Genomic DNA, 24594 nt, shown 5'->3' on the forward strand with positions numbered 1-24594 from the left:
CCGCCTTTTGTGCCGGTGGCGCATCTGGTCCAATAACGCGCATCCGCCGTTGTCGCTACCATTCTGTATATGGGGATTTCCTGCCTCGGTGCTCCCACCGACGCGGACCTGGTGCACGCCGCGAAGAAGGGCGACGTGAGCGCGCTGGGCAGTCTTTTGGCCCGCCACCGTCCGATGCTCCTGGCCGTCGCCATCAGCCTGGTCGGCTACGGACCCGATGCCGAGGACGCCGTGCAGGAGGCGAGCATGATCGCCCTGCGCCGGATCGGCGACCTGCGTGACCCCGCGGCGGTGGGTTCCTGGTTGCGCACGGTGGTCCGCAACGCCTGCCGCATGCGCTACCGCTCGCCGACGCACGTACCTTTGGACGGCGGTCTTGCGGCGCTGCTTCCGTCCGCGGAACCGGATCCCACGGAATTGCTGGGGCAGCACGCCACACGGGACTGGGTTTGGCAGGCCATGGAAGAACTGTCGCCCCCGCTGCGCCTGGTGCTGATGCTGCGCTATTTCAGTGATGTGACGGCTTATCAGGACATCGCCGAGGCCTGCGGAGTGCCGATCGGGACCGTGCGCAGCCGGTTGAACGAGGCCCGCGGCAAGCTGGCGCGGGCCTTGCTGGCGACCGCCGACACCGCGCACGGCGATATCCGGGCGGTCACCGAGGAGCGACGCCGCCACACCGAGGAGTTGCTCACCTCGGTACGGCACGGCGAGGCCGCGTCCGCACTGGCCACCTCCTGGCTGCCCACCGTCGCGGTCTCCGGACCCGGTGGCCTGGGGGCCCAGGGGTACGGCCAGGTTGTCCGCGGGCTCGAGCAGGATCTCCTCGACGGGGTGGATCATCGCTTGAGCAACGTCGTCGCCAGCGGTGACATCGCCGTCTGCGAGTTCACTTTGCGGAGTCCGCCGGAGGATCCGTTCCATTGCCCGCCCGGCGCGGCGTGGGTGTTGCACCTACGCTCCGGCTGGGTGGAGCAGGCCCGGCTCTTCCACGTTCGCCGTCAGGTCCCGGAGCTTGCCCACGTGATGTGACGCAAGCCACAGTTCAGTCTTCGAACTCTCGCTCTCCAGGGTGCATCTGGTGGGGGCGAGTACGCACCCGGCCACCGCGGTGCGTTCCCGCTGACCCGGCCATTCCCCTAGTTCGGAGACGACATGCTTTCCTACCCGCAACCTTCCCGGGCCCCCGAGGACCTGCCCGAGTTCTTCCGTCCGGCCATCGAGAAGTACCGCGACGAAGCCGAAGATCTCCGCCGGCTTCCGGACGAACTCGTCGACCACTTGCGCATCAACGGGGCATTCCGTTTCACCACACCACGCGAACTCGGCGGGTTCGAGTTGCCCGTGGCCACGACCATGACGCTGATCGAGCGGCTCGCCCGGATCGATGGCCCGACGGCCTGGATCGTATGGAACCTCAATGCCGGCTTCGGCGCCGCTTTTCTCAGCGAGGCAAGCGTGGAAAGGATCTGGGCCAATGGTCCAGACCCAATGGTCGCGCACTCGAGCCAGCCGGGTTACCTGGTAGCGAGCGAAAACGGGTTCCGGCTCTCCGGCGAGTGGAAGCTCGTCAGCGGGGTCGATTCGGCTCAGTGGCTCGGCCTGTTGGCTCTCGTCCTGGAGGGCGGGCAGCCGCGCATGACCGAGTCCGGTCCGGACTGGCGCTTCTGCGTGGTTCCCCGCTCGTCGGTGACCGTGCGGGACACCTGGCACTCGACCGCCATGCGGGGCACGAACAGCAACACGGTGACCGTCGAGGACCTGCCGGTGGACGCCGACATGATGGTGGCGCCGGATGCGCGGGCACGCATCGACCGCCCGCTCTACCACGTGCCGGTGATCAACCAGATCACCTCCGGAGGCGCGGCTGTGGTGCTGGGCATGGCCCGGGCGGCGATCGACGAGGTGGCGGCGCTGTCGCGCACCAGGACCGGGCCGGACGGCGTGCCGCTCACGCATCAGCCCCGGGTCCAGGCCGCCATCGGGCAGGCCGGCGCACGGGTCGATGCCGCCCTGGCGTTGCTGCTGACCGCGCTCGGCGGGCTGGACGCCGCCGCCGCGGCCGGCCGCCCCGCGACGGAGAAGGAACGCGGTGCCGTACGGGGCGCGTTGCCCTACGCGGCCGAGACCGCGCGTGCCGTGCTCACCTCGATGTACGAGTTGGGCAGCTCGGCCTCACTGTACGAGTCGAGCCGGTTGGGCAGGCTTTTCCGTGACGGCCACGCCGCGGCGCAGCACATGGTCCTGTCCCCGGCCAACTACGAGCTGGCCGGCCGCACCGTGATCGGCATTCCGGCCAACGACCCCACTCTCTGAGTTCGCCGCTCGGCTGGTCGATCGCCATTGAAGCCCTTGGTTGCGTATTTCCTTGCGACGGAAGGAATCGCAGCCAAGGGCGCCTGCCTTGCCTGGTCAGGCGGGGGAAACGGGAGCACCGGGACAGGAGTCGTTCGAGACCTTGCCGGTGTCGAAGAATGCCACGGCCTTGGCCCCGCACGGCAGGGTGCTCAGCGAGCCGTGGACGTCGTCCTCGACGGTCAGCAGGGCGCCACCGATCCGCTGTCGCATCTCCCGGGCCCAGCCGATCGGGGTGACCTGCTCGTAGAGGTGCCCGACCAGTTGCAGGGGACTGGTTCCGCTGGCGAACTGCCACGGCTGCGCGGGAATCGGCCAGCCGACGCAGGGGAGCGCTTCGGTGCCGTACTGCCCGGAGATGGGCAGTTGCTCGATCAGCCGGAGCCGGGCGTTCCAGATCTCGTCGAAGTCGCGCGTGCTGCCGGAGTCGTCGCACAGCACCGAGGTTTGCTGGAACGGGCTGAAGCCGGGCTGGCCGGCGTCCCAGCCGAACGTGGACTTTTCCTTACCAGGCAAGGCCTTGAGTGTGGAACCGTCACGGAGCCCGGCGAGGTCCCGTGCCGATGCGGGCCAGTCGCGCCGCGCAGAGGTGATCAGGGTCGGTGCCATCACCGAGTCGAGCAGCATCTTGTCGACGTGGGCGTCGAACAGGGTGCGGTACTGCGCGCCAAGGGCGGTGCCCCAGGACACGCCGTAATAGCCGATCTTGTCCTCGCCCAGGGCGATCCGGATGCGGTCCATGTCGCGGGCGATGTTCGCCGTGGTGAGGTTCCGCACGAACTCCGGGTCTTCGGTGACACAACGCTGATGGTTCCGGCCGTCACGTTCGGCCTCGAAGCGGGCCTTCTCCTTTTTCGGCAAGAAGGGATCCGGTTGGGTCGAGTCGTCCTTGCACGTCACGCCCGCGCTGTAGCCGACGCCCCGGGGTGCGGCCGCCATCGCAGGGTTTCCGCGGCCGCGATGCCCGGCGCGAGGGGGATCAGCACCGCTCCGGCCAGTGCCGCGACGAAGAGTCTCTTGATCTTCATGGGAGGGACCTTGGCCTCGTGAGCACGCCGGCGCCTCGGCCGATCGGCCGCGCCTCCCGCCGATCGACCGGAGGAGGCAGGAAGGCCACCAGTTCGGAGCCCGCGGTGACCATGGCCGGGACGAGCGCTCGATCAAGGCGCGCCGCCGCGAGACGTATCTCCGCGGGCCTCGCGATGAAAGTTCACCGCGATCCTGGCTGTCCCGCGCGTGCAGGGGGTGGCCGGTACCGGGCTGGTTTCTGTCATGCTCAACCGGCATTGGACAACGTGAGGCGCCCGGTGCTTCAGTGAAATGGTGATCACCCCCTGGTGCGGGGCGCATGTCGTGCCGGCGCAGGGCATCCGGTCACACGCACCTGAGGAGAACAGGATTTTGGCGCAGCAACCCCACGCCGAACTGGCCGACCGGCTCGGCGAGGTCTATCGCGACCTGCATGAGCATCCCGAACTCTCACTCCGGGAGTTCCGGACCGCCGACATCGTGGCGAACGCGTTGCGCCCGTTGGGTTTCGACGTCACCACCGAGGTCGGTGGCACGGGTGTGGTCGGGGTGTTGCGCAACGGTCCGGGGCCGGTGGTGATGGTGCGCGCGGACATGGACGCGCTCCCGGTGACGGAGGCAACAGGGTTGCCCTACGCGAGCACCGCGCGCGCGGTCGACAGTGGGGGCGCGGAGGTGCCGGTGGCGCACGCGTGCGGACACGACATGCACGTGACGTGCCTGCTCGGCGCGGCCACCTGGCTGTCGGGTACCCGCGCGGACTGGTCGGGCACGCTGCTGACCGTCTTCCAGCCGGCCGAGGAACTGGCCTTGGGCGCTCGCGCCATGGTCGACGACGGGCTGTTCGAGCGCTTCCCCAAACCGGACATCGTGCTGGGCCAGCATGTCGGCCCGTTGCCGGCCGGCATGATCGGCCACGGCAGTGGACCGCTCATGGCGGCCACGGACTCGGTGAGCGTCACCCTGCATGGTCGCGGTGGCCATGGATCGACGCCGGAGGGCACGGTCGATCCGGTGGTGATGGCCGCGCACGTCGTGGTTCGCCTGCAGGGCATCGTCGCACGCGAGGTCGCCTCCAGTGAGCGGGCCGTGGTGACGGTCGGGCGCTTGCGGGCCGGGACGAAGGAGAACGTCATCCCGGACACCGCCGAACTGGGCATCAACATCCGCACGTTCGACGACCACACGCGGAACACCGTCCGCGCCGCCGTGGAAAGGATCGTCCGGGCCGAAGCGGCCGCTTCCGGAGCGCCGAGTGAACCCGAGTTCGAATGGGCCGCGGGCGCGCCGGTGCTGGTGTGCGATCCGGAGGCGACCGAGACCATCGTGGCGGCTTTCACGCGGCAGTTCGGTGCGCAGCGGCTGGTGGCCATGCCGCCGATCAACCCCAGCGAAGACATGGGCGTCTTCGGTACGGCCGCGGGCGCGCCCACGGTGTACTGGTTCTTCGGCGGCATCGATTTCACCCGGCGCCAGTTCGACCACCTCCCGATGAACCATTCGCCCGAATTCGCCCCGGACATCGAGCCGACCTTGTCCACCGGCATCGAGGCCCTGGTCACCGCGGCGCGGACGTGGTTCGACAAAGAGAGGCGGCCGTGACCGTTACTGGAGGGAATGAGCGCGCATGATGACCAACGACGAGGAACAGGGGTTCAGGTGACCGTAATTCCGATCAGGCAACTCGGTGATCCGGTTCTGCGGAAGCCCGCCGCACCGGTGACCGATTTCGACGGTGAGCTGCGTGCTCTCGTCCGGGACCTGCGAGAGACCTTGAGTGACACCGGAGGTGCCGGGCTCGCTGCGCCTCAGCTCGGGGTCGGGCTCCGGGTCTTCGTCTGGAGTCCGCAGATTTCCGAGGGTAGTGGTCCGGACCACTTGGTCAACCCGGTCGTCGACTTCCCGGACGAGGAGGAGCAGGAAGGCGTCGAGGGGTGCCTGTCCATCCCCGGCGTCTACCTCGACACCACGCGCCGGATGAACGTGGTGGCGAAGGGCTACACCGTGCAGGGCGACCCGGTCCAGGTCGTCGGCGACGGCTTGCTCGCGCGCTGCATCCAGCACGAGACCGACCATCTCGACGGTGTGCTGTTCATCGACAGGTTGACCGCCGCCCAGCGGGAGCGGTGGATGGCCACGCTGCGCGCGGCCTCATGGTTCGACGAGGACGCCATGCCGGAGCTCAAGCGCTCGCCACACTAGGAACGCCGGGTTTGGCGCCCTGTCGCGGGTGGTCGACCGACTGGAATTACAGGCAGGACCCTTTGTCTTCACTGTCCCCGATGATCGTGAAGAGCATCTGCCGAAAGAGGCGCACCTGGTCCTCAGTGAAATCGCTCAGCGCGGACGCCTCGACGCTCGCGCTCGCTTCGGCGACTCTCGCGCGGACGGCGTGTCCGAACCCGGTGCATTCCGGGATCCTTCTCCGGCGGTCACGGGGGTCGAGATGCCGTACCACGAGACCCATTCGCTCCATCCGGTCCAACTGGAGCATCAGCGTTGTCTTGTCCAGGCCGAGCGACTTCGCCAATTCGATTTGCGTGAGATCGGGGTACCTGGCGATGGCGCTCAGCACGATGTGATCGCGAAGCCGGATGCCGTGCTGTTCGGCTTGTTCGTCGGTGGCGGCGCGCATGCGCTGCGCCGCGCGGTGCAGAAGCCAGGTGATCTCCGAGTCGATCGAGGGTTGCGCGCGGGCGGTGTCCTGGTCGTCCCCGTCCGCGCGCGGCCGACTTCGCCTTCGGCGATCCCGCACTTCGTTCGGCTTCATCAGGCGGATTCTGGGGTGACGGGCATCAGCCGATCCGGCAGTCGCGGGATCCCGTCGTAGGCGGTGCGGTCGTGGGAAGGGACGACGTGCATGAGGTCCGCCAAGGCGATGACGCGAAGCAAGCCCGCCCGCACCCGGCCGGGATCGACATCGGCCAGCGTGCGCGTCAGCAACGGCCGATCGACGCGCTGCCGGATGCCGTCGAGTTGCCACACCAGATCACCGATGAAGGCATAACGCCTGGCGTCCGGCAGCGTGACGAAGATGATCACCGAACCGCGCGTGTGTCCTCCGGCGAGAACAATGACCACCGAGCCGTCGCCGTAGACGTCGAAACTCGAGGAAAAACCGAGATACGCCGGACCATCGAAGTCGTACTGATGAATTTGATGGCCCGCGGAGACCTCGCGGAAAACCTTCCCGTCGGAACGTTCTTTCGCGTGCCGCAGTTCGCCCTCGTTGGTCCAAATAGGCACGGGAAGTTCGTCAAGGCCGCTGACGTGGTCCCAATGGGTATGCGTCAACAGCACGCCGCGAAGCGTATTGACGTCGTAGCCTGCCGCGTCGAGTTGCTCGCGCGCGGTGCTGATCGCCTGATACGGGACGCGCGCGAGCCGGGGCTGCGCTTGCCGGTGTGCGGCGGCCCCGGCCCCGAAGCCCGCGTCGATCAGGAAATCGCCCTTCGGGTGCCGCACCAGGATCGCGGTCGCCGCGAAATGACGTTTGTCCCGGAACGAACCGCCTCGGAACGCGAAGATCGCCCTGGTCTCGAAGGTGGCGGTGGGCAACTGGTACAAGGCCATGCCGGCGGGCGGGGTGGCCTCGGGAAGAGGTTCCGTCCAGACGGCAGGCGCGGGGAGAGGTCCCATGAAGCAGATCGTATGACTTGAGACGATCCGAGACAAGACGATTTTGGGACGGCCTCACGCGTCACCGGTCGGCGCGGGCCCTCGACGCCGACGCGGCTCCAAAATCCGTCGCTCATCCCGCAAGACGCGGCCTATGGTGGCCCGAAGGGAGCTGACCACCATTGCCGTGCCCCCTACGCTTGCGCAGCTGAAGCCGCTCCTGCCGGAGCCCCCGGCCCGCGTCCTGGAGGCCGGCTGCGGCCGTGGAGCCCTTGCCGCGGCTCTGCTGGACCTGGGTTACGACGTCACCGGCGTGGACCGGAGCGCCGAGATGGCGGCCGCGGCCACGGAACGCGGGGTGGCGGTCATCCAGGCCGACGTCCACGACGTGTCCGGCGAATACGACGTGGTGCTGTTCACCCGCTCCTTGCATCACGCCGAGGATCTGGACGACATCCTGGCCCACGCCGCCACACTGCTCGCCCCGGGCGGACAGATCGTCATCGAAGAGTTCGCCTGGGAACGGGTGACCCACACGGCCGCCGACTTCCTCTACGACAACCGCGCCCTGCTCGTCGCCGCCGGTCTACTCGATGCCGAACTCCCCTCGGGTGATCTGCTCGACGCCTGGGTCGAAGGCCACGACTTCCTTCACCGAGGTTCCGCGATGCTCGCCGCTTTGCGCCGCGTCGGCTCCGAGATGACCACAGTGGACACGGCCATGTTGTGGCGTTTGGTCGACGGCCGCGGCGGTAGCTGGATCGAGCCGGTGACCCACGCTGCCGATGCCCTCAACGCCATCCGGCGAGCCGAGGAACGCCGGATCGCGGCCGCCGCACTCCCTTCGGTCGGTCTCCTCGCATCCGTTCGCCGTTGATCGACGGACCCGTTAAGCCTTGCTGTCGTAGAACTCGACGAAGGCGGAATACGCTCGCGCGCCGTACACGGTGGCCGGGCCTCCGTTCATCAGGAAGGTGACGCCGATGGCCTCGGCCGCCTCCGCCGGGGTCGCGCCTTGGCGGACGGCGCCGTGCGCGTGCGCGGCGATGCAACCGTCGCATTCCTTGCTGACCGCGATGGCCAGGGCGATCAGTTCCTTGGTCTTCGGGGTCAGCGCGCCGTCGGCGAGCGCGGCGTCGTTCAGTTGCTTGTAACCGGCGTACACCTGCGGAATCGCGTGCCGCAACTCGCGTGTCGGGAGGCGGAGTTCTTCCCGCACCGCGGCGCCATAGTTCGTCATGTCTCCACGATGCGTGGGCCCGCCGTCAGGCGGATGCGGTCCTTGGTCCCTTTCGGCGACGGCCTTGGTCGCCCGTACCCGTGACGCGGTTGCGTCGGTCCACCGGATGTGTTGCGGTTCCCCCGAAGCAGGGAGGACGAGCGCCGATGAGTACGGAGTCCCCGACGCGGCTGTGGCCGTTGTACGCGGCCGGATTCGTCACGGCGTTCGGCGCGCACAGTATCGCGGCGAGCCTCGGCGCCTACACCCGCGGTGAACACGCTTCTCTTCTCACCTTGGGACTCTTGCTGGCCGTCTACGACGGCGCGGAGGTGATCCTCAAGCCGGTCTTCGGTTCGCTGGCCGACCGTGTCGGCGCGCGTCCCGTCGTGCTGGGTGGGCTGCTCGCCTTTTCGCTCGCGTCCGCCGCCTTCGTGGTCGCCGGAAACCCGGCTGCCGTCGGGCTGGCCAGGCTCGGCCAAGGGGCCGCCGCGGCGGCGTTCTCCCCGGCGGCCGGCGCGCTCGTGGCGCGACTGTCACCGGTGAAGCGGCAGGGCCGGGCCTTCGGTGGCTACGGGGCGTGGAAGAGTGTCGGCTACACCCTCGGGCCGTTACTGGGCGGTGCCCTGATCACCGTGGGCGGATTTCCGCTGCTCTTCGGCACACTCGCGGCGCTCGCGTTCGTCGTCGCCGGCTGCGTGACGCTCGGCGTGCCGGCCGTGCCACCGTTGCCCCGTAGCCGCCAGACCGTGCTCGACCTGGCGCGTCGTCTCGCCAGTCCCGGTTTCCTGCGTCCCACCTGCGCGTTGGCCGCGAGCACCGCGGCACTCGCGGTCGGCGTCGGCTTCCTGCCTGTGACCGGTGCCGCCGCGGGGCTTCCGCTCCTGGTCACCGGTGCCGCGGTGTCGCTGCTCGCCCTGTGTTCCGCCCTCGTCCAACCGTGGGCAGGCCGCGCCCGTGACACCGGGCGTCTGCGCGACGGCTGGGGCATGGCCGGAGGGCTTGCCTTGGCGTCCGCCGGGATGGTGGTCGCCGCGCTCGTCCCCGGGGCGGTCGGCGTGGTGGCCGCGGCGGTGACCATCGGCGTCGGGGTGGGCCTGACGACACCGCTCGGCTTCGCTCACCTCGCCACCGTCACATCGCCGGAACGGCTCGGCCGGACCATGGGGGCCGCCGAAGTCGGTCGCGAAATCGGTGACGCGGGCGGACCGTTGCTCGTCGGCGCGATCGCGGTGACCACGCTGGGCACGGGCTTCCTCGGCCTGGCCGTCGTGCTGGCCGTCGCGGGGCTGGCCGTGGCGGGCGCCCGTCAGTAGTCGAAGCCGTTCAGGCCCCGGTAGACGAACCTGGTCAGAGCTTCGATGATGTCCTCGTCCGGAAGATCGTCGCGGCGGGTCTGGGCGAAGCCGTCGATGAAGGCCAACATCATCGCCATGGCGACTCCCGGCGGGGCCGGGAGCTTGGCCACGGAGCCGAGGTGCCCGGCGAGCTCTGTGATCTGGCGTCGCACGGACTCGTTGAGTTTGCGCTCGAATTCCTCGCTGACCAGTGATGCCTGACGCAGCGCGCGGATCGTGGCCTCGTGCTCGTGGAAGACCTTCCAGTAGACGGCGACATGGAAGCGCACGGCGGCGGGATCGGTGAAGTCCGCGTTGTGCTCTTCGCGTGCCACTTCGTCGTCGCTCGCCGCGTCGAGGTCGGCGAGGAGGGCTTCGAGTAGTTCTTCCTTGCTCGCGAAGTGGTTGTAGAACGACCCCGCCGCGCGGCCGGCTTCCGTGGTGATGTCGGTGATCTTCGTGTTCAGGTAGCCGCGGGTGGCGAACAACCGTTTCGCCGCCGATTTCAGTGCGGCCGCGGTCTCGGCCGCCTGTGCCTTCCGATTCACGGCACCTCCTTGACACCGCACGCTAGCAAGGATCATGATGAATCTAAATTCAGTGAATGGAGATTCAGTAATGGATGTACTGATCGCCGGCGCCGGCCCCACCGGGTTGACCCTGGCCATCGACCTCGCGCGTCGCGGAGTCGGAGTGCGCGTGGTCGACAAGGCGGCCTCCTACTTCGCCGGTTCGCGGGGCGACGGGTTGCAGCCGCGCACCCTCGAAGTGTTCGACGACTTGGGAGTCGTCGATGCCGTGCTGGCCGCCGGAGGGCCTCGGGTGGCGACCCGCGTGTATTTCGACGGGAGGTTCGTGACTTACCGGTGGCCTGCCGAGCTGAGCGAGTCGTTGCCGGACGTGCCGTACCCGAACGGGTACGTGCTCGGCCAGTCGCGGACCGAGGCGGTCCTGCGTGACCGGTTGGCGGAGTTCGGGGTCCGCGTCGAACTGGATGCGGGACTGACCGGCTTCGAGCAGGACGCCGACAGGGTTGTCGCGACACTTGCGACAGGCGAGGTCGTCCGCGCCGATTATCTGGTGGGCGCGGACGGTGGGGCCAGCTTCGTACGCAAGACGCTCGGGATCGCCTTCGAGGGCACCACCGACGAGTCGATGACCATGCTGATCGGTGATGTCGCCGCCGAACTGGATCCCGGTCACGGCCACTGGTTCACGACCGAGGCGGATCCGGCGTCCGGAGTGTTGCTGAGCCCGTTGCCCGGTACGGATCTTTTCCAGTTCGCCATGATGGGAGACGGCGACGCACCGACGCTCGAGGCGTTGCGTGCCCGGCTGAATTCCGTGGGCGCCGACGTCCGGTTGACCAGGCTCGATTGGTCGACGCTCTGGCGGCAGAACGTGCGGCTGGCCGAGCGGTTCCGGGTCGGCCGCGTGTTCCTGGCCGGCGATGCCGCGCATGTGCACCCGCCGACCGGTGGTCAAGGGCTCAACACGGGTGTCCAGGATGCCTACAACCTGGGCTGGAAACTCGCCGACGGCTCGCCTGAACTGCTTGCCACGTACGAAACCGAACGGCGCGGGGTCGCGATGCGGGTATTGCGGTTGACTACCGAGTTGCTGCGCAAATACACCGACGGTGAGGAGGATGCCCACCGGCGTGGTGCGGACACCTGGCAACTCGACATCAGCTACCGCACCACGCAGGGCCGGCTCGTGCCGGGTGACCGCGCCCCGGACGCCCCGTTGACCGACGGGAACGGCAAGGAAATCCGCCTGTTCGACCTGTTCCGCGGTCCACATGCGACTCGGTTGGTGTTCGGTGGTGCGGCCCCCGCGGAGGCGCACAGTCATGCGGTGATCCGGCCGGGACAGGAAGTGCCGGGAGATTTCTTGGTGGACGCACAGGGACACGCCTTCGCCGCGTACGACGCTTCCGACGGCGACGAGTTCGCCATCCGCCCCGACGGATATGTGGGCACACGCGAAAATCGGGGGAAACCCTGATTCCGCGCCCCGCGCGGTTGTGATGTTCTGCCGGGATGGCAGGTTTCGGGGATCGACTGGCGGACCGGGGTTTCGGCCATCCACGGGGCGTGCTCGGCCGCATGGGCGGTTGGTTGATGGCACGCGGAAACGCGGCCACGGAACGGCACTTGGCCGAACTCGCCCACTTGTCACCGGAGGACGCGGTGCTCGTCCTGGGGCCCGGTCCCGGCGTCGGTTTGCATGCCGCCGGGACGCGTGCCGGTCACGTGGTCGGCGTCGACCCTTCCGACACGATGCTGGCAGCGTGCCGGAAGCGCTGTGCCGCGCTGATCGACCGTGGCGTCGTCGAACTGGCGCGGGGTGACGCCGCGAACACCGGGCAACCGGATGCCTGTGTGGATGTGGTGTTGTCGGTGAACAACGTCATGCTCTGGCCCGACTGGCCTGCCGCGTTCACCGAGTTGAAGCGGGTGCTCAGGCCGGGAGGACGGATCCTGCTCTCCGCCCACGCGAAGTGGTTGCCCGGCGGCTCGGCCGCGCTCGCGGGCGCGGCCGAGAACGCCGGCTTCCGTGAGGTCCGTACCTGGGCCTGGGAACCGCCTGGTCGCGCCTCCACCACCGCCGCGCAGCTCATCGCGTACCGTCCCCGCGAATAGGTTGTCCGCACGGGACTTTTCGGAAAAGGTTTCTTCCTTCGAAGGCAGAAATTCCTGTTCGTCGTGGTCGTGCAGACCTGAAGTTCTGTTGCCGGAGAACCGCATCGGTATCCCGCGCGTCAAGCACAGCAGACAAATTGACACGGAGGAGTACTGATGGCGGACACGGGTGTTCTCGCCCGGGGCGTGCGCCGGCGATTCGCGACGGTCGAGGCCCTGAGCGGCTTGGACCTGGACGTGCCGTACGGCGAAGTGACCGCTCTCGTGGGCCCCAACGGAGCGGGGAAGACGACGCTTCTGCTGATTTTGGCCACTTTGCTGGCCCCGGATTCCGGTGAGGTGCGCATCGCCGGAATCGACCCGGTCGCCGACGCCGAGGCGGTGCGAGCCCGGATGGGCTGGATGCCGGACACCTTCGGCGTCTACGACCAGCTCATCACCCGGGAGTATCTGGAGTTCTTCTGCGAGGCGTACCGGATCCCCCGGGACCAGGCCCGGGCGCGGGTGAGTGAACTGCTGGAACTGGTGCACCTGCCGGAATTCGCCGATCGTCCGGTGCACGTGCTTTCCCGGGGCCAGAAACAACGGCTCGGGGTGGCCCGCGCGTTGGTGCACCGGCCGAAAGTGCTGCTGCTGGATGAGCCGGCGGCAGGCCTCGATCCGCGGTCGCGGGTCGAGCTACGCGATCTCCTGCGTGCGCAGGCTGCCGAGGGGGTGGCTGTGCTGGTGTCCAGCCACATCCTCAGCGAACTCGAGGAGATCGCGGATCGCGTGGTGTTCGTCGATCGCGGGGTCGCGGTCAGCGACCGTCGCGTCGGCGAACTCGGCACCGCGACGGAATCGGAGTTCCGCGTGCGGGCGCTGGACAACGAGGCGCTGGTCGCGGCCCTGACCCGGCGCGCGGTTCCGTACGAGGCGCCGGCCGCGGCGTCGGAGGTCCGGGTGAGGGTGGCGTCGGAGTCCGCGGCGGCCGACCTGTTGAGCGGACTGGTCGCCGACGGTGTGCGCGTGATCGGTTTCGCGCCCGTGGGCAGTCAACTCGAGTCGGCGTATCTGGCTTTCACCGAGGAGCGATCGTGAGCATGAAGGACACCATTTCCCTGCGCTACCAGGGAATCATGACCATTGCCAAGCAGGAGTTCCGAGTCCGGCTCCGGACCGGACGGTGGCGGTGGCTGCTGTTCGCGTGGCTGGTGGTCGTCGGCGGCTTCACCGTGTTGCTGCGGCTCGGCCTGGCCACCGTCGACGCGGACGGACCGGCCGGGATTCCGCTGTTCGGCGGGCTGATGATCTTCGTACTGGGATTGTCGCTGCTGGTGGCGCCCGCGCTGACCGCGCAGTCGATCAACGGGGACCGTGAACGCGGCACGCTCGCCACCGTGCAGGTCACCCGGCTGTCCGCGGTGGACATCGCACTGGGCAAGCTCGTCGCATCCTGGGGGACAGGCCTGGTTTTTCTCGCGCTGACAGTGCCCTTCGTGGTGTGGTCGGTCTTCGAAGGAGGCGTGGGCGTGGGGCGGGCCGCCGTCGTGCTGCTGGTCGTCGCCGCGCTCATCGGCGTGATCTGCGCGGTGGCACAGGGCTTTTCCGCGCTGCTGGACCGCGGTATCACCTCCACCTTGCTTTCCTACCTGCTGGTGTTCGCGCTCACCGGGGGCACGCTGATCGCGTTCGGGCTGGCCACCGTCGCGTTCACCGAGCGGCCGGAACCGGCGTCCACGATGCCGGGCCAGAATTCGGGGCTGACCATGGAACCCCATACCGAGGACGTGTGGTGGCTGCTGGCGCCCAACCCGTTCGTGGTGCTGGCCGACGCGGCGCCCGAACCGCCGTTGAAGTGGGATCCGGAGGCGCAGCAGATGCTGCCCTCGACCAGCCTCGACCCGCTGAGCGCACTCGGCTACGCCGCCCGCCTGATGCGGACGCCCACCCCGCAACGACAGCACGGTTCCATTCCGGACGGTTCGCCGGTGTGGCCGTACGGGCTCGGTTTCGACGTACTTCTGGGCGTGGGCGCGGTATGGACCACTACCCGGCGTCTGCGCGCTCCGGTGCACACCGTGCGGCGAGGCGTGCGTATCGCCTGATGCGACTGTCCACACGCGACACGACCTCGGCTGAATGCGGCATCAGGAGGGCGTGCGGTCGCTCGGATGCAGGCGGACGGTGACCGTGACACGGCCCTTCTCGTCGCGCCGGGCGACCGCGTGCCCCTGCCGATCGGTTCCGTCGAGTTCCACCGAAATCGGGTTGCCCTCGCCGAGGAAGTTGCGCCACCAGGTCTTGGCGTCGGGCAGGCCGACGCGGATCGTGACGACGTCTCCCTTGCGCCGGTAGCCGACGGGGATGCTGAACGTGCGTCCCGTGCGTCGTCCGGTGTAGGTGACGACTGTCAGGTGCTTGCGGACCAGCGGTCCCCACCGCCGAGACGAGCGCAGCGCGAGCACCCGCGCGTTGACTCGGCCGGCTCCCGTTCGAACGACCGTCCGGTAGTCCACAAAACCTCCTGATGACACGTTTCCGCTGGTCACTGAGCTACCACGACGCTAGCAGAGAAATCGGAGGGTGCCATCCACTTGCGGTAAAGTGAGAAGGATGAGCACCGGGATATCTCAGCGGCCGACCGAAACCGACGTCGGCGAGCGGGGGCTGCGCGTGGACGCGGTGCGGAACCGTGAGCGCATCATCGAGGTCGCCCGCGAGTTGTTCGCGGAACGAGGGCTGGACGTGCCGATGGCCACGATCGCCCGGCATTCCGGCGTCGGCGTCGCCACGCTCTACCGTCGCTTTCCGACCAAGGAGGCGTTGGTCACCGAGGTCTTCGCGGAGGAATTCGCCGCCTGCATGTCTATTGTGGACAAGGCGTTGGCGGATCCCGATCCGTGGCAAGGGTTTCGCTTCTTCATCGAAACGGTGTGTGCCATGCAGGCCTGCGATCGCGGCTTCAGTGCCGCGTTCGTCGCGGCGTTTCCGGTGGGGGAAGACATCGTGCGAAGGCGGAACCACGCCATCCGCGGTTTCGCGGAGCTGACCAGGCGTGCACAGGCGAGCGGCGGGTTACGCGCCGACTTCGTTCCGGACGACCTTTTCCTGCTGCTCAGGGCCAACTACGGGGTCGTCGCCGCGGGTATCGAATCCACCGAGGCGGCGTCCCGGCGTCTGGCCGCCTACCTGCTCGACGCGGTCAGCGCCCACGGGTCCCGCACGTCCGCACCTCTTCCGCGGCCGATCCCGGTCAGGCTCCACGAGGTGCTTTGCCCGAGGGATTCCGCACGGTAACCGGGCTGGTACCGGCGAAACCTTTCCAGCCGGGGCGGGAAAAGCTGGGGCGGCGTTCATCTGGTGTTCACCCGTGCCGCCGAGGATCTCGCTTCATGAGCGGAATCAGCAGGCGTGGGTTGTTGGCGGCGGGTGCGGGTGGCGCGGTACTGCTGGGCACACCCGGGGTGGCGGCCGCGTCGCCGGAGCTTTGGCGGCGGCCGGGGGCACTGGGTGCACCGCCGGTGTCGGGGCTGCATCTCCAGTTCGGGTCCGACGCTTCGCGCGAAGCCGTCGTGTCGTGGCATTCCACCGCCTCGGTGGCCCGGCCGCGCGTGCTCCTCGGAACCCCGGACGGCGGCTTCGGGCGCACCGTCGAAGCCGAGACCACGACCTACCGGGACGCGAAGTCCGGCACCGAGGTCCAGGTGCATCACGCGCGCCTGACCGGCCTGCGGCCCGACACCGACTACGTGTACGCGGCCCAGCACGAAGGCGCCGCGCCCGAACTCGGGACGGTTCGCACGGCGCCGCGCGGTCGCGCCCCGTTCCGGTTCACCAGCTTCGGCGACCAGGGCACCCCGACGCTCGGCAAACTGTCGGGCACGACGTATGTCAACGACAACCTCGGTTCGCCGTTCGCCGGTGACGTCACGGCCGCCGTCGAGGGCGCGGCCCCGCTCTTCCACCTCGTCAACGGGGATCTCTGCTACGCCAACCTCGCCACCGACCGGGTGCGGACCTGGTCGGACTGGTTCGAGAACAACAGCCGCTCGGCGCGGTACCGGCCGTGGATGCCGGCGGCGGGCAACCACGAGAACGAACTCGGCAACGGCCCGATCGGGTACGGCGCGTACCAGGCCTATTTCAGCCTGCCGGCGTCGGATTCGGATCCGGAAACGCGCGGGCTGTGGTACGCCTTCACCGCCGGATCGGTGCGGGTGATCAGCGTGAACAACGACGACGTGGCCTATCAGGACGGCGGGAACTCCTACGTGCACGGCTATTCGGGAGGCGCCCAGCGGCGCTGGCTCGAAGCCGAACTCTCGCGTTCGCGGTCGGACCCGGGGATCGACTGGGTCGTGGTCTGCATGCACCAGGTCGTGGTGTCCACAGTGGACAAGTTCAACGGGGCGGACCTCGGTATCCGGGAAAGCTGGGTGCCGCTGTTCGACAAATACGGGGTCGACCTCGTGGTCTGCGGGCACGAACACCACTACGAGCGCTCGCACCCCATCCGCGGCCAGCAGCCGAACGACACGCGCACACCGATTCCCACGGACACGCGCACCGACGTGGTCGACACCTCGCGCGGAACGGTGCACATGGTGATCGGCGGCGGTGGCACCTCGGCGCCATCGAACAAACTGTTCTTCGCGCCCGCACAGTGCCGGGTGATCACCGGCGTCGGGGCGGCCGACCCGAGCACCGGCAAACGGCCGCCGATCTACGTCATGGAAGACGCGCCGTGGTCGGCGTTCCGCGACCCGGACCACGCCTACGGCTTCGCGTCCTTCGACGTCGACCCCGGCAAGCCGGGCGGCCACACCACGATGGCGGTCACGTACCACGCCGTCACCGGCCCCTACGGCGCGACCGTCCCGGTGGACCAGTTCACGCTCACCCGCCCCCGGCGTGGGTGATCCGTTCAGTACCAGTGGTCCGGGAGCTTGAAAACGGCGCCCGTGGCGGGATCGGTCACCCGATCGGGCAGCAGAGACTTCCGCAGTTTGTCCTGGCCGATGGTGAAGGCGGCCGGGATGAGACCGCGGATTTCGAAGGAGCTTCGGCGAGGGGGGAATGCGGCGATCATGCCCCGTTGAACGGGTAGGGAACGAGCAGTCCTGATCGCCGGACACAGGTCACTGTCGGCCGAGATGACGAGGGCGATGTCCGAGGCCTCCGCTGCGGTGTCGGCAACCAGGGAAACAGCGATATTGACGTCCGTCTCCTTCTCTTCGTAATGCGTCCATGAGCTGCCGCAGGCCCGACAGCTCCGCGCCTTGCCCTGAAAACGGCCGAAGACTATTTCGAGGGTGCTGCCGGAGTAGGCCCGGAGAGCGTCGAGATAGATGCCCTGTCGATCAGCGGCGTCAGGAGCGTTGACGACGAGGGCAGTGAAATATTTGATCGTGATGATCTCATCACGGGGGCGGAGGCGCTGCACGAGACCGAGCAGGTCGAGCCACAGACAGTGACGTCGGTATCGTTCGTGCAAGCCGTGGTACAGGTTGAAGCCGTCGATGTAGGCGATGACCGTGGCCACCGTGCTCCTTGTGATGTGTGGCGGACGAAATTGGGTTATAGTGGGTCCATACCCCGTCGGCGCGGAAGTGCCGACCTGACGGCCCTCAGCTATGAGGGCCGTCGTTTTTTACCGGTTATGAACCGAGCGGGCTGATGTTCGGGGGATCCCGCACGTCGCGATTCGGGACCCGGCAGGAGGCAAGCCGCTCGTTTCGGGTCCTGAGCTGTCGATCCGGCGCTCTCGCACCGTCAGAGGTGACTTATTCAAGCATAGGAGTACGACACCGTGGTCCGGGCGGCTCGCCTCAGGCGTGACTGAGGGCTCGGGCGGCCTTGTCCCAGTTGTCGTGGAGACGGTCCAGGTAGGACTGCGAGTCGGAGCCCGGCTTGGTGCCCTTGGCGAAGGCCTTCATGTTGCCGGGACCGGCGTTGTAGCCCAGGGCGAGCAGTTCGTTGCCGGTGTACTGCGGGTGTGACGAAGGCAGTTGGGCATTCAGGTCGTGCAGGTACCAGGCGGCGGCTTCGATGGCAAGGCCTGGGTCGTCGGGGAGTTCCTGCCAGGCGCGTTTCGCGAACGGACGGCCCTGTTTGGTCTGGTCGAAGGTGGCCTCGTGCATGTTGGCGACCCCGAACGCCGCGTCGGGCTTGATCTTCTGCCACGCTCGCTCGGAGTCCGGATCATGCGGCTTGTACGACTCGTTGTACAGGATGGCCATCAGCAACTGAGGGTCGACGCCGGCTTCCCGGGCGTAGCGGACGACCTGCGGAGCCAGGGCCGCCGGATCCTGGGTGGCGGGGAGTGTGATGCTCGCCGGGGCAAGCGGGGGACTCGCCGGGGCCGACGGTGCCGGTTTGGACGGCGTCAGACCGCAGCCTGTCAGCACGAGCGCGACCGCGACGACTCCCCACCTGGCGTTTTTCACGCCGACAGTCTGGCACCTTTCCGGTACGGAACGCGTTACCGAAAGCCGAGAGCCACCCGTCCGGGTGCCCCGTGCGCGCCGAGTGGCCCGGCCTCCGCGCCACCCGTTCGGCGCACCGCCACGGCGCGAGTCGCCGTACCGGGATCTCGTCGACCTTGCCTCGCGGTGAGCGGCTGTGCCACGGTGAGTCATGGCCGTCAGCGGCATCCGGATCTCGTTCAGCGTTCTGCTCCGGCTCTTCGACGACGAGCAGTACGTGCTTTTCCATTCGCCGTCCCGGCCCGGCGCGTTCGGCCCGCCGGGCGGGGTGATCAAGTATTTTCCCCCGGCCGTGCGCATTCTGGAAGCCCTCGAATTCTCCGAGGAGCGCGGTGGCCCCCGGCCGAACGTGATGAAATGGGACCTTCGGGGATATCTGCCCGACGGGTCCCTTCGCCGCTTCCTGAAATGGTTCGACAGCGGTGCGTACCGGGAAGACGCGGCGGAATGCCTTCGCCGTGAGCTCACCGAAGAGCTCGCCGAAGTCGGACTGTCGCGATTGGACGGTTACGTGCCGGGCCTGGCCTTCACCGCCGTGCGCACCGTGGTGGAGGGGCCGGAACCGGTAGTGGGCAAGCCGTTCCGGCAGATGCGCCGGTTCGAGGTGTACGACCTGCTGGCCGCGGACAGCGCCGCGCTGCGGCTGTCCCGCGAACTGACCGAGGCCGCCGCGGATCCGTCCTGTCCCGGCGTCATCGGCGTGACCAGGGAGGATATCCGCCACGGCCGGAAGCAGGCGGCCCTGATCGCACCGCAGAGCGCCTTCCTGGCCGGAGGCGAACGGATGATGCCGGACGTCCCGGCGATCCCGTGATGGCCAAGGCGAACGTGCCCGCCACCCTCGTCGGGCCCACCGCACATCCGGTCGACCCGGACGTGTTCGCGATGCGGCTGGGATTCGAGCTCGCGCCGGACTCGGCCTACGTCGCCGCCTTTCTGCTGGTGCGCTTCGACGAACCACGGATCGAAGCCGCCGACCTGCGGCTGTCCGCCGAGGACGCGGCGTCCGCCGCGGTGTGCGTGCTGGGCGGCGGCGTTTTCGGCTGGACGCTGGGAGATCCCGAGGGAAACTCACCGATCCCGCTCACCGGTGAGGCATATGCCCTCCTGCGAGGACCGGCGACCGCGGACGCTTTCACGGGTACGGCGCGGCTGGACGTGACCACCCTGCGCCTCGGTGCGAGACGCAAGCACCGGCGCGCCACCGAGTCCGTGCGGTTCACCCTGCGTCCGCCCCAGGGGTGGACGGGAACTGTTTTCTCTCAAGGAAAATCTCACCGGACTGCCGCGGTGCGGTTGTGCCTGGCGGCCGATATGCAGCGCTACAGCCGATTCGGCACCCCCGAGGCGCTGCGCGCACAGCAGCGGTTCGTGGCGGTGCTGGCCCGGGCCCGCGCGTACGCGGGGGTCGACGAGACCGGTGTCGACCTCCAGCAGTCGGGTGACGGCGAATTCGCGATCCTGCCCCCGGGCCTCGACGAGTCGGTGGTGATCCCGCGCCTGGTCGAGGGTTTGCGAACAGAACTGGCGCGGGTCAATTCCGACCTCTCCGAACGGGCACGGCTACGGCTGCGCGTCGCCCTGCACCGGGGCCACGTGGCGCCGGGACCCAACGGCTGGGTCGGCACGGCGACCATCGCCGTGCACCGTCTGCTGGACAGCGATGTCCTGCGGAAAGCGCTCGACGGGCGGCCCGGCGCGGATTTCGCCCTCATCGTGCCCGATCTTCTGTACCGCGACGTCGTCGCCGACCATGTGGTGACCGCGGAATTCGCGTCCGTCGACGTGACGGTGCCCGCCAAGGGTTTCGAAGAGCGCGCGTGGATCCACCTCAGTTCCTGACCGGAGGGTGCTCGCCGAACCGGCCGAGATCGCCGAGATCGGTGACCACGATCCGCCGGTACCGCTGCCGGACCAGCCCGGCCTCCTGCATGGCGTGGAACGTCTTTTCCACCGTGCTCAGCGCGGTACCCGCCAGTGACGCCACTTCCGCCTGGGTCAGCGGAACGCCGATATCCCAGCCGTGCGGGGTCTGCCTGCCGAACCGGCGGACGATTTCGAGCAGCACGCGGACGATCCGGGCCGGGGCCGGCCACACCACGAAGTCCACCCGGTCGCGATCCGCCGACCGCAGCCGTTCGCTGACCGCGCGGGCCACCGCGAGGCAGACGTCGTTGTGGCGGCTCAAGAACTCTCTCAGTTCCGCACCGCCGATGACACGGGCGACCACGGCTGTTCCGGCGAGGATGCTGGCGGAGCGCTTTCTCCGTTCCAGCACCGCCATTTCGCCGAGCAGGTCACCCGGTCCGCGCACGGCCAGCAGCACCTCGCGCCCTTGCCGGGTACTCACCACGATCTTGACCTGCCCGGACACCAGAAGCAGTGCGTGGTCGCCTTCCTCGCCCTGCCGCAGCACGGCCTGCCGGGCCGCGTAGGAGATCGGGACGCCCAGCCGCAACAGGGCGTCCCGATCGCGGCGGTGCAGCCGGGACAACAGGCTCCCCTCTGGCCAATCGGTTCGCGTCAGCCCCGCCTCCTTCCCCCATCCCACCCGCCCACTGTGCCCGCTCCCGGGAGCCGGAAAGCCGTATTACGAAGGGATTCGCGAGGTCATTCTCCGGCCGAATCGGCCGTCGCCCGGAGCTCGGCAAGGTCGAGAACGGTCATCTGCCGGTAGCCGGTCACGATCAGCCCACGGCGGCGCAGTTTCGCGAGCGCCTTGTGCACGGTCGGCTCGGCGGCACCCACCAGCGCCGCCAGTTCGGGCTGGGTCAGCGGGACCCGGATTTCGACGCCGGAGCCGGTCCGCTCGCCGTAGGCCCCCGCGAGCTCGGCCAGCACCCTGGCCACGCGGACGGGAACGTCGTAGCCGCTGAAGTCGACCCGCCGCCGGGTGGCCCACCGCAGTTTCGCCCCCACGGTCCGGCCGACCGCCAGCGCGGCGTCGGGGTGCCGGGTGAGGAAGTTGTGGAAGGTGGTCTGAGGCATGACCCGGGCGCGGACCGTGCCCGCCGCGGTGGCCGTCGCCGAGCGCGGTTGTCCGTCCAGACCGGCGAGCTCGCCGATGATCTCCCCGCCCATCCGGATGGCCAGCAGCGCGAGCCCACCGTTGGGGGCGGTCGCGGTGATCTTCACGCAGCCCTGCACCAGCAGGAGGACATGGGTGGAGAGCTCGCCTTCACGCAGGAGAACCTGGCCAGGGCGATACTGCCGCCGCGTGCCGAGGGCGAGCAGCTCGTCGCGGGTGGCCGGTGACAAGGTGGCGAGCAGACCGTTCACCGGCCAGGGCTGAGATCCCATGTCTGAATAGGAAACTGCGAATCGGCCGCGAGCACCAGCTCCTACGCCCGGATAGCCTAGAGCCCGTGCCTGTTTTCACGACAGCACGAGGGCCTGAGCGTGATATACCCGTACACCGTACGAGCGTGGACGAGTGAGCGGGGGGCGGCGCGGTGACCGAGGGGAGCAGGCCCCGGCGGCCGAACTATGTCTGGGCCTATCTGCAACGACGACGGGCCTATCTCTGGATCGCCGTGGGGCTCGGGGCGGTCGTGGCGTTGCTGCTGTTGTGGTCGAGCTCGCTGCCGGACTACGGGAAGAACCTCAGCCTGAACCTCGGCGCCGATCTCATCGGCACGATCGTCGTGCTGTTCGCGGTGTCCCCGTTCCTGGCCCGTGGTGACCGGCAGAGCGAATCCGTCCGTGACAACTTCGACCGCACCGGGTTCGTCCGCCAGGCCGCCGACGCCAAACGCGAGATCCAGATCCTGGAACTGTGGACCGACCTGTTGCAGGAGAGTTTCCGCGAGCGCTTCCTCGACGCGCTGCGGGACGCGTTGAAACAGCGCGTCAGGATCCGGATGCTCCTGCTCAGCCCGGACGCGCGTGCCGCCGAACAACGCGCGGACGACCTGCTGCGGCAGACGAACGTGATCGGGGACATCCTGGACAACCTGCGGATTCTGCACGGTTTCGTGCACGCGGACATCCCGGAGGCGCATCGCGGCGACATCGAGGTGCGGGTCTATTCGGCGCTGCCGCCGGTGCAGATGTACCAGGTGGACAAGCAGGTCATCGTGTCCTTCTACCCGGTCAGCGTGACTTCGTGGAATGCCACGCAGTACCTGACCAACCCGGAAAGCCAGCTCGGCCAGTTCGTCGGCGACAAGTTCGACGAGTTGTGGCGGGCGCGCAGCACCAGGACCCTGGAGCAGTTCTGGGAAATCACCGTCGTCACCGACTCCGGCCCGGACGAGAAGCGTTACCGGGTGGGGTTCGTGACCTACGACGAGGACGTCTACATCAGCGGTCAGCGGATCGTCGCCGACAACGCCGAGAACGGGGTCGGCGGGCTGGTGGTCAGGACCATCGAGGGGAACGTCGCCGGGGAGCCCGACGAGCGCGGGCCGTACTCACTGGTCCCGGTGGACGCGACGGCGAAGACCCACCAGGTCGTGAACGAGTTGCTGATCCGGAAATACGGCCAGGACCATCACGTCATCCTCAAACTGGCCGAACCTTCGTAGCGCCTCGGGTCGTACCGCTCGTGCATCATGTGCGGCCGCCGCTGGAAAGCCGCGACCACGGCTTCGGCGACCACCGGCGACTGCGCGAAGCCACCCGTGTTGTGCCCACCGGTGACGATCAGCGATCCGCCGTCCGCGGTCGCGATGCGTTCGAACACGCCGAGACAGGACGCCGTCCAGGGCCGCACGCACAGTTGGCGGCTCGCGTCCAGGGTTCCGGCGGCCCGCGCCGCGGCGTGCGCTTCCGGGAAGAACCGGCGCAGCGTGTCCTCCAGGGAGTCGAAGAGCACGTCGAGTTCGGTCGAGTCGATGTTCCCGGGATTCAGGCCTGTCCAGCCGTAGCCGGACCCGCACACCAGCACCGGCCGGCCGTCCGCGTCCTTCGCGAGGGTGACGTTGGTTTCCTCCGCGCGGTGTCCCTTCCGGGCGATCTTCAGTGAGCGCGCCAGCTGCGGCTCGACGTTCGGCACGGTGAACCAGACGCCGAGCATGCCCTGAATCCGGTGGTGTGACTGGGTTCCCTTCAACAGTTCGTCACCGTAGGCACCGGGACTGAGCACATAGCCGTGACTTTGGACGGTCTCCCCGCCGGCGGTGTCCAGACCATCCACGACTCCGGAGGCCCAGCGGATCGCGGTGATCTCGGTGCGCCACCGGAACCGGACGCCGGCCGTCTCGAGCGAGTCCACCAGCCGTGCCACGAACCGGTGGATGTTGACCGTGAAGCCGACCACCTCGATCCCGCCGGCGATCGTCCCGTCCGCGCAGGCCGCCGACAGCGCCGGGTAATCCTGGGCGATCTCTCCGGGGGACAACACCCGGCGCGTCGCCCCGACCCGGTTGTTGCGCCGCAGATGCCACTGAAAATATTCACTCTCGGTGTACAGCCGCAGGATACCGTCGGCGTAGCCGGTGTCGTCGGAGAACAGTCGTGGTTCGTCGGAGACCAACTCGCGCCATCGGTCCCCGGCCGTCCGGTTCACCTCGAAGATGTCGTCGTTGTAGATCTCCGCGAGGCCTGGCGGAATGCGGTGGAAGTCCGCCGCCCAGCGCAGCTCCGGTCCGGTCAGGCTGCCGGGTTTGGCCACCAGCCAGCCGTGGTCGGAGACGGGACGCTCCAGCAGGCGGTTCGAGGTGCCGTCCGGGTTCCAGGAGCGGTTGTGGTAGCTGTCCGCTTCGGTCAGGGTGAACATCCGGCCGTCACCGCCGCCACGAGTGCAGCCGTAGGCCGTCCAGTCCGCATCGGACCGCGGGTCGGGAGCCCGATCGCAGACGGTCACCTCGTAGCCATGACGGACGAGTTCGAGCGCGGTGATCAGGTTGACGATCCCGGCACCCACCAGGGTCACCGTTTCCACGGAACAATGCTACGCGCCGCTCGGGGGCGGAACCGGGTGC

At 68.4% G+C, this 24594-nt stretch carries 27 protein-coding genes; 15 read left to right on the top strand and 12 right to left on the bottom strand.

The window, feature by feature from the left end:
• Positions 1 to 69 precede the first annotated feature (69 nt).
• Together ACFSXZ_RS22170 and ACFSXZ_RS22175 are read left to right on the top strand one after the other, a co-directional pair.
• Positions 70 to 1032, top strand: a complete 963-nt coding sequence (locus ACFSXZ_RS22170; RefSeq protein WP_378267059.1) for an RNA polymerase sigma factor — start codon at positions 70 to 72, stop codon at positions 1030 to 1032.
• A gap of 123 nt (positions 1033 to 1155) precedes the next feature.
• On the top strand, positions 1156 to 2316 hold the full coding sequence (locus ACFSXZ_RS22175; protein ID WP_378267060.1) for an acyl-CoA dehydrogenase family protein: 1161 nt from the start codon (positions 1156 to 1158) through the stop codon (positions 2314 to 2316).
• Between the two features lie 96 nt (positions 2317 to 2412).
• Here ACFSXZ_RS22175 and ACFSXZ_RS22180 read toward each other — a convergent pair whose 3' ends face one another.
• Both ACFSXZ_RS22180 and ACFSXZ_RS22185 read right to left on the bottom strand, forming a co-directional pair.
• Positions 2413 to 3294 carry an alpha/beta fold hydrolase gene (locus ACFSXZ_RS22180; RefSeq protein WP_378267061.1) on the bottom strand — a complete coding sequence of 294 codons (882 nt, stop codon included), beginning with the start codon at positions 3292 to 3294 and terminating at the stop codon, positions 2413 to 2415.
• The gene (locus tag ACFSXZ_RS22185; protein ID WP_378267062.1) at positions 3252 to 3383 is read right to left on the bottom strand and encodes a hypothetical protein; all 132 of its coding nucleotides are present in this window, start codon (positions 3381 to 3383) and stop codon (positions 3252 to 3254) included. Before ACFSXZ_RS22185 ends, ACFSXZ_RS22180 begins: the two co-directional genes overlap by 43 nt.
• A gap of 373 nt (positions 3384 to 3756) precedes the next feature.
• Here ACFSXZ_RS22185 and ACFSXZ_RS22190 point away from each other — a divergent pair, with 373 nt between their 5' ends.
• Positions 3757 to 4986 (top strand): amidohydrolase, encoded by a 1230-nt coding sequence (locus ACFSXZ_RS22190; protein WP_378267063.1) that lies wholly within the window; start codon positions 3757 to 3759, stop codon positions 4984 to 4986.
• A gap of 57 nt (positions 4987 to 5043) precedes the next feature.
• Entirely contained in the window at positions 5044 to 5586 is a 543-nt protein-coding gene (gene def, locus ACFSXZ_RS22195; protein ID WP_378267064.1) for a peptide deformylase, read from the top strand.
• Between the two features lie 46 nt (positions 5587 to 5632).
• Here def and ACFSXZ_RS22200 read toward each other — a convergent pair whose 3' ends face one another.
• Entirely contained in the window at positions 5633 to 6154 is a 522-nt protein-coding gene (locus tag ACFSXZ_RS22200; protein WP_378267065.1) for a MarR family winged helix-turn-helix transcriptional regulator, read from the bottom strand.
• On the bottom strand, positions 6154 to 7023 hold the full coding sequence (locus tag ACFSXZ_RS22205) for an MBL fold metallo-hydrolase (protein ID WP_378267066.1): 870 nt from the start codon (positions 7021 to 7023) through the stop codon (positions 6154 to 6156). The genes ACFSXZ_RS22200 and ACFSXZ_RS22205 overlap by 1 nt, the downstream gene beginning before the upstream one ends.
• Positions 7024 to 7189: 166 nt before the next feature.
• Here ACFSXZ_RS22205 and ACFSXZ_RS22210 point away from each other — a divergent pair, with 166 nt between their 5' ends.
• The gene (locus ACFSXZ_RS22210) at positions 7190 to 7879 is read left to right on the top strand and encodes a class I SAM-dependent methyltransferase (RefSeq protein ID WP_378267067.1); all 690 of its coding nucleotides are present in this window, start codon (positions 7190 to 7192) and stop codon (positions 7877 to 7879) included.
• Positions 7880 to 7891: 12 nt separating this feature from the next.
• On the opposite strand, the gene ACFSXZ_RS22215 is transcribed toward ACFSXZ_RS22210, so the two are convergent.
• Complete coding sequence (locus ACFSXZ_RS22215; protein WP_378267068.1) at positions 7892 to 8242, bottom strand: carboxymuconolactone decarboxylase family protein; 351 nt, start codon at positions 8240 to 8242, stop codon at positions 7892 to 7894.
• Between the two features lie 146 nt (positions 8243 to 8388).
• Between ACFSXZ_RS22215 and ACFSXZ_RS22220 the strand changes: the two genes are divergently transcribed.
• Positions 8389 to 9537, top strand: coding sequence for an MFS transporter (locus tag ACFSXZ_RS22220; protein ID WP_378267069.1), 1149 nt, complete (start codon positions 8389 to 8391; stop codon positions 9535 to 9537).
• Here ACFSXZ_RS22220 and ACFSXZ_RS22225 read toward each other — a convergent pair.
• Positions 9531 to 10106: a TetR/AcrR family transcriptional regulator gene (locus ACFSXZ_RS22225; protein WP_378267070.1), complete on the bottom strand. Its 576-nt coding sequence runs from the start codon at positions 10104 to 10106 to the stop codon at positions 9531 to 9533. The genes ACFSXZ_RS22220 and ACFSXZ_RS22225 overlap by 7 nt on opposite strands.
• 70 nt (positions 10107 to 10176) lie before the next feature.
• Between ACFSXZ_RS22225 and ACFSXZ_RS22230 the strand changes: the two genes are divergently transcribed.
• The 4 genes from ACFSXZ_RS22230 (at position 10177) to ACFSXZ_RS22245 (ending at position 14290) form a co-directional block, all read left to right on the top strand.
• A complete protein-coding gene (locus ACFSXZ_RS22230) occupies positions 10177 to 11565 on the top strand; it encodes an FAD-dependent monooxygenase (RefSeq protein WP_378267071.1) in 1389 nt (462 codons plus the stop codon).
• A gap of 35 nt (positions 11566 to 11600) precedes the next feature.
• Positions 11601 to 12203: a class I SAM-dependent methyltransferase gene (locus tag ACFSXZ_RS22235; protein WP_378267072.1), complete on the top strand. Its 603-nt coding sequence runs from the start codon at positions 11601 to 11603 to the stop codon at positions 12201 to 12203.
• A gap of 156 nt (positions 12204 to 12359) precedes the next feature.
• Positions 12360 to 13283, top strand: a complete 924-nt coding sequence (locus tag ACFSXZ_RS22240) for an ABC transporter ATP-binding protein (RefSeq protein WP_378267073.1) — start codon at positions 12360 to 12362, stop codon at positions 13281 to 13283.
• 2 nt (positions 13284 to 13285) lie between these two features.
• Positions 13286 to 14290, top strand: coding sequence for an ABC transporter permease (locus ACFSXZ_RS22245; RefSeq protein WP_378267566.1), 1005 nt, complete (start codon positions 13286 to 13288; stop codon positions 14288 to 14290).
• A gap of 42 nt (positions 14291 to 14332) precedes the next feature.
• On the opposite strand, the gene ACFSXZ_RS22250 is transcribed toward ACFSXZ_RS22245, so the two are convergent.
• On the bottom strand, positions 14333 to 14701 hold the full coding sequence (locus tag ACFSXZ_RS22250) for a hypothetical protein (RefSeq protein ID WP_378267075.1): 369 nt from the start codon (positions 14699 to 14701) through the stop codon (positions 14333 to 14335).
• Between the two features lie 97 nt (positions 14702 to 14798).
• Here ACFSXZ_RS22250 and ACFSXZ_RS22255 point away from each other — a divergent pair, with 97 nt between their 5' ends.
• Positions 14799 to 15482 carry a TetR/AcrR family transcriptional regulator gene (locus tag ACFSXZ_RS22255; protein ID WP_378267076.1) on the top strand — a complete coding sequence of 228 codons (684 nt, stop codon included), beginning with the start codon at positions 14799 to 14801 and terminating at the stop codon, positions 15480 to 15482.
• Positions 15483 to 15577: 95 nt separating this feature from the next.
• Positions 15578 to 17104 carry a purple acid phosphatase family protein gene (locus ACFSXZ_RS22260; RefSeq protein ID WP_378267077.1) on the top strand — a complete coding sequence of 509 codons (1527 nt, stop codon included), beginning with the start codon at positions 15578 to 15580 and terminating at the stop codon, positions 17102 to 17104.
• A 5-nt stretch (positions 17105 to 17109) separates the two neighbouring features.
• Here ACFSXZ_RS22260 and ACFSXZ_RS22265 read toward each other — a convergent pair whose 3' ends face one another.
• Both ACFSXZ_RS22265 and ACFSXZ_RS22270 read right to left on the bottom strand, forming a co-directional pair.
• Positions 17110 to 17727, bottom strand: a complete 618-nt coding sequence (locus ACFSXZ_RS22265; protein WP_378267078.1) for an NYN domain-containing protein — start codon at positions 17725 to 17727, stop codon at positions 17110 to 17112.
• A gap of 286 nt (positions 17728 to 18013) precedes the next feature.
• Positions 18014 to 18631, bottom strand: coding sequence for a transglycosylase SLT domain-containing protein (locus ACFSXZ_RS22270; protein ID WP_378267079.1), 618 nt, complete (start codon positions 18629 to 18631; stop codon positions 18014 to 18016).
• A gap of 190 nt (positions 18632 to 18821) precedes the next feature.
• On the opposite strand from ACFSXZ_RS22270, the gene ACFSXZ_RS22275 reads away from it, so the two are divergent.
• Both ACFSXZ_RS22275 and ACFSXZ_RS22280 read left to right on the top strand, forming a co-directional pair.
• Positions 18822 to 19484 carry an SMODS-associated NUDIX domain-containing protein gene (locus ACFSXZ_RS22275; protein WP_378267080.1) on the top strand — a complete coding sequence of 221 codons (663 nt, stop codon included), beginning with the start codon at positions 18822 to 18824 and terminating at the stop codon, positions 19482 to 19484.
• Entirely contained in the window at positions 19484 to 20512 is a 1029-nt protein-coding gene (locus ACFSXZ_RS22280; protein ID WP_378267081.1) for a hypothetical protein, read from the top strand. The genes ACFSXZ_RS22275 and ACFSXZ_RS22280 overlap by 1 nt, the downstream gene beginning before the upstream one ends.
• Here the strand turns inward: ACFSXZ_RS22280 and ACFSXZ_RS22285 are convergent.
• Both ACFSXZ_RS22285 and ACFSXZ_RS22290 read right to left on the bottom strand, forming a co-directional pair.
• Complete coding sequence (locus ACFSXZ_RS22285) at positions 20502 to 21221, bottom strand: Crp/Fnr family transcriptional regulator (RefSeq protein WP_378267082.1); 720 nt, start codon at positions 21219 to 21221, stop codon at positions 20502 to 20504. The genes ACFSXZ_RS22280 and ACFSXZ_RS22285 overlap by 11 nt on opposite strands.
• A gap of 59 nt (positions 21222 to 21280) precedes the next feature.
• Complete coding sequence (locus tag ACFSXZ_RS22290; protein WP_378267083.1) at positions 21281 to 21970, bottom strand: Crp/Fnr family transcriptional regulator; 690 nt, start codon at positions 21968 to 21970, stop codon at positions 21281 to 21283.
• Positions 21971 to 22122: 152 nt separating this feature from the next.
• Between ACFSXZ_RS22290 and ACFSXZ_RS22295 the strand changes: the two genes are divergently transcribed.
• Positions 22123 to 23196, top strand: coding sequence for a hypothetical protein (locus ACFSXZ_RS22295; protein ID WP_378267084.1), 1074 nt, complete (start codon positions 22123 to 22125; stop codon positions 23194 to 23196).
• Here the strand turns inward: ACFSXZ_RS22295 and ACFSXZ_RS22300 are convergent.
• Positions 23163 to 24554, bottom strand: coding sequence for an NAD(P)/FAD-dependent oxidoreductase (locus ACFSXZ_RS22300; RefSeq protein ID WP_378267085.1), 1392 nt, complete (start codon positions 24552 to 24554; stop codon positions 23163 to 23165). The genes ACFSXZ_RS22295 and ACFSXZ_RS22300 overlap by 34 nt on opposite strands.
• Positions 24555 to 24594: the final 40 nt, after the last annotated feature.

It is taken from the genome of Amycolatopsis pigmentata, from assembly GCF_042684065.1.
GTDB lineage: Bacteria > Actinomycetota > Actinomycetes > Mycobacteriales > Pseudonocardiaceae > Amycolatopsis_E > Amycolatopsis_E pigmentata.

What these genes read in the sequence shown, in the direction of transcription:
- ACFSXZ_RS22245 (WP_378267566.1), top strand. Translation starts at nt 13,286, where the DNA reads ATGAAGGACACCATTTCCCTGCGCTACCAGGGAATCATGACCATTGCC.
- ACFSXZ_RS22185 (WP_378267062.1), bottom strand. Translation starts at nt 3,383, where the DNA reads ATGAAGATCAAGAGACTCTTCGTCGCGGCACTGGCCGGAGCGGTGCTG.
- ACFSXZ_RS22180 (WP_378267061.1), bottom strand. Translation starts at nt 3,294, where the DNA reads ATGGCGGCCGCACCCCGGGGCGTCGGCTACAGCGCGGGCGTGACGTGC.
- ACFSXZ_RS22205 (WP_378267066.1), bottom strand. Translation starts at nt 7,023, where the DNA reads ATGGGACCTCTCCCCGCGCCTGCCGTCTGGACGGAACCTCTTCCCGAG.
- ACFSXZ_RS22175 (WP_378267060.1), top strand. Translation starts at nt 1,156, where the DNA reads ATGCTTTCCTACCCGCAACCTTCCCGGGCCCCCGAGGACCTGCCCGAG.
- ACFSXZ_RS22170 (WP_378267059.1), top strand. Translation starts at nt 70, where the DNA reads ATGGGGATTTCCTGCCTCGGTGCTCCCACCGACGCGGACCTGGTGCAC.
- ACFSXZ_RS22220 (WP_378267069.1), top strand. Translation starts at nt 8,389, where the DNA reads ATGAGTACGGAGTCCCCGACGCGGCTGTGGCCGTTGTACGCGGCCGGA.
- ACFSXZ_RS22235 (WP_378267072.1), top strand. Translation starts at nt 11,601, where the DNA reads ATGGCAGGTTTCGGGGATCGACTGGCGGACCGGGGTTTCGGCCATCCA.
- ACFSXZ_RS22240 (WP_378267073.1), top strand. Translation starts at nt 12,360, where the DNA reads ATGGCGGACACGGGTGTTCTCGCCCGGGGCGTGCGCCGGCGATTCGCG.
- ACFSXZ_RS22215 (WP_378267068.1), bottom strand. Translation starts at nt 8,242, where the DNA reads ATGACGAACTATGGCGCCGCGGTGCGGGAAGAACTCCGCCTCCCGACA.
- ACFSXZ_RS22280 (WP_378267081.1), top strand. Translation starts at nt 19,484, where the DNA reads ATGGCCAAGGCGAACGTGCCCGCCACCCTCGTCGGGCCCACCGCACAT.
- ACFSXZ_RS22260 (WP_378267077.1), top strand. Translation starts at nt 15,578, where the DNA reads ATGAGCGGAATCAGCAGGCGTGGGTTGTTGGCGGCGGGTGCGGGTGGC.
- ACFSXZ_RS22290 (WP_378267083.1), bottom strand. Translation starts at nt 21,970, where the DNA reads ATGGGATCTCAGCCCTGGCCGGTGAACGGTCTGCTCGCCACCTTGTCA.
- ACFSXZ_RS22275 (WP_378267080.1), top strand. Translation starts at nt 18,822, where the DNA reads ATGGCCGTCAGCGGCATCCGGATCTCGTTCAGCGTTCTGCTCCGGCTC.
- ACFSXZ_RS22230 (WP_378267071.1), top strand. Translation starts at nt 10,177, where the DNA reads ATGGATGTACTGATCGCCGGCGCCGGCCCCACCGGGTTGACCCTGGCC.
- ACFSXZ_RS22255 (WP_378267076.1), top strand. Translation starts at nt 14,799, where the DNA reads ATGAGCACCGGGATATCTCAGCGGCCGACCGAAACCGACGTCGGCGAG.
- ACFSXZ_RS22200 (WP_378267065.1), bottom strand. Translation starts at nt 6,154, where the DNA reads ATGAAGCCGAACGAAGTGCGGGATCGCCGAAGGCGAAGTCGGCCGCGC.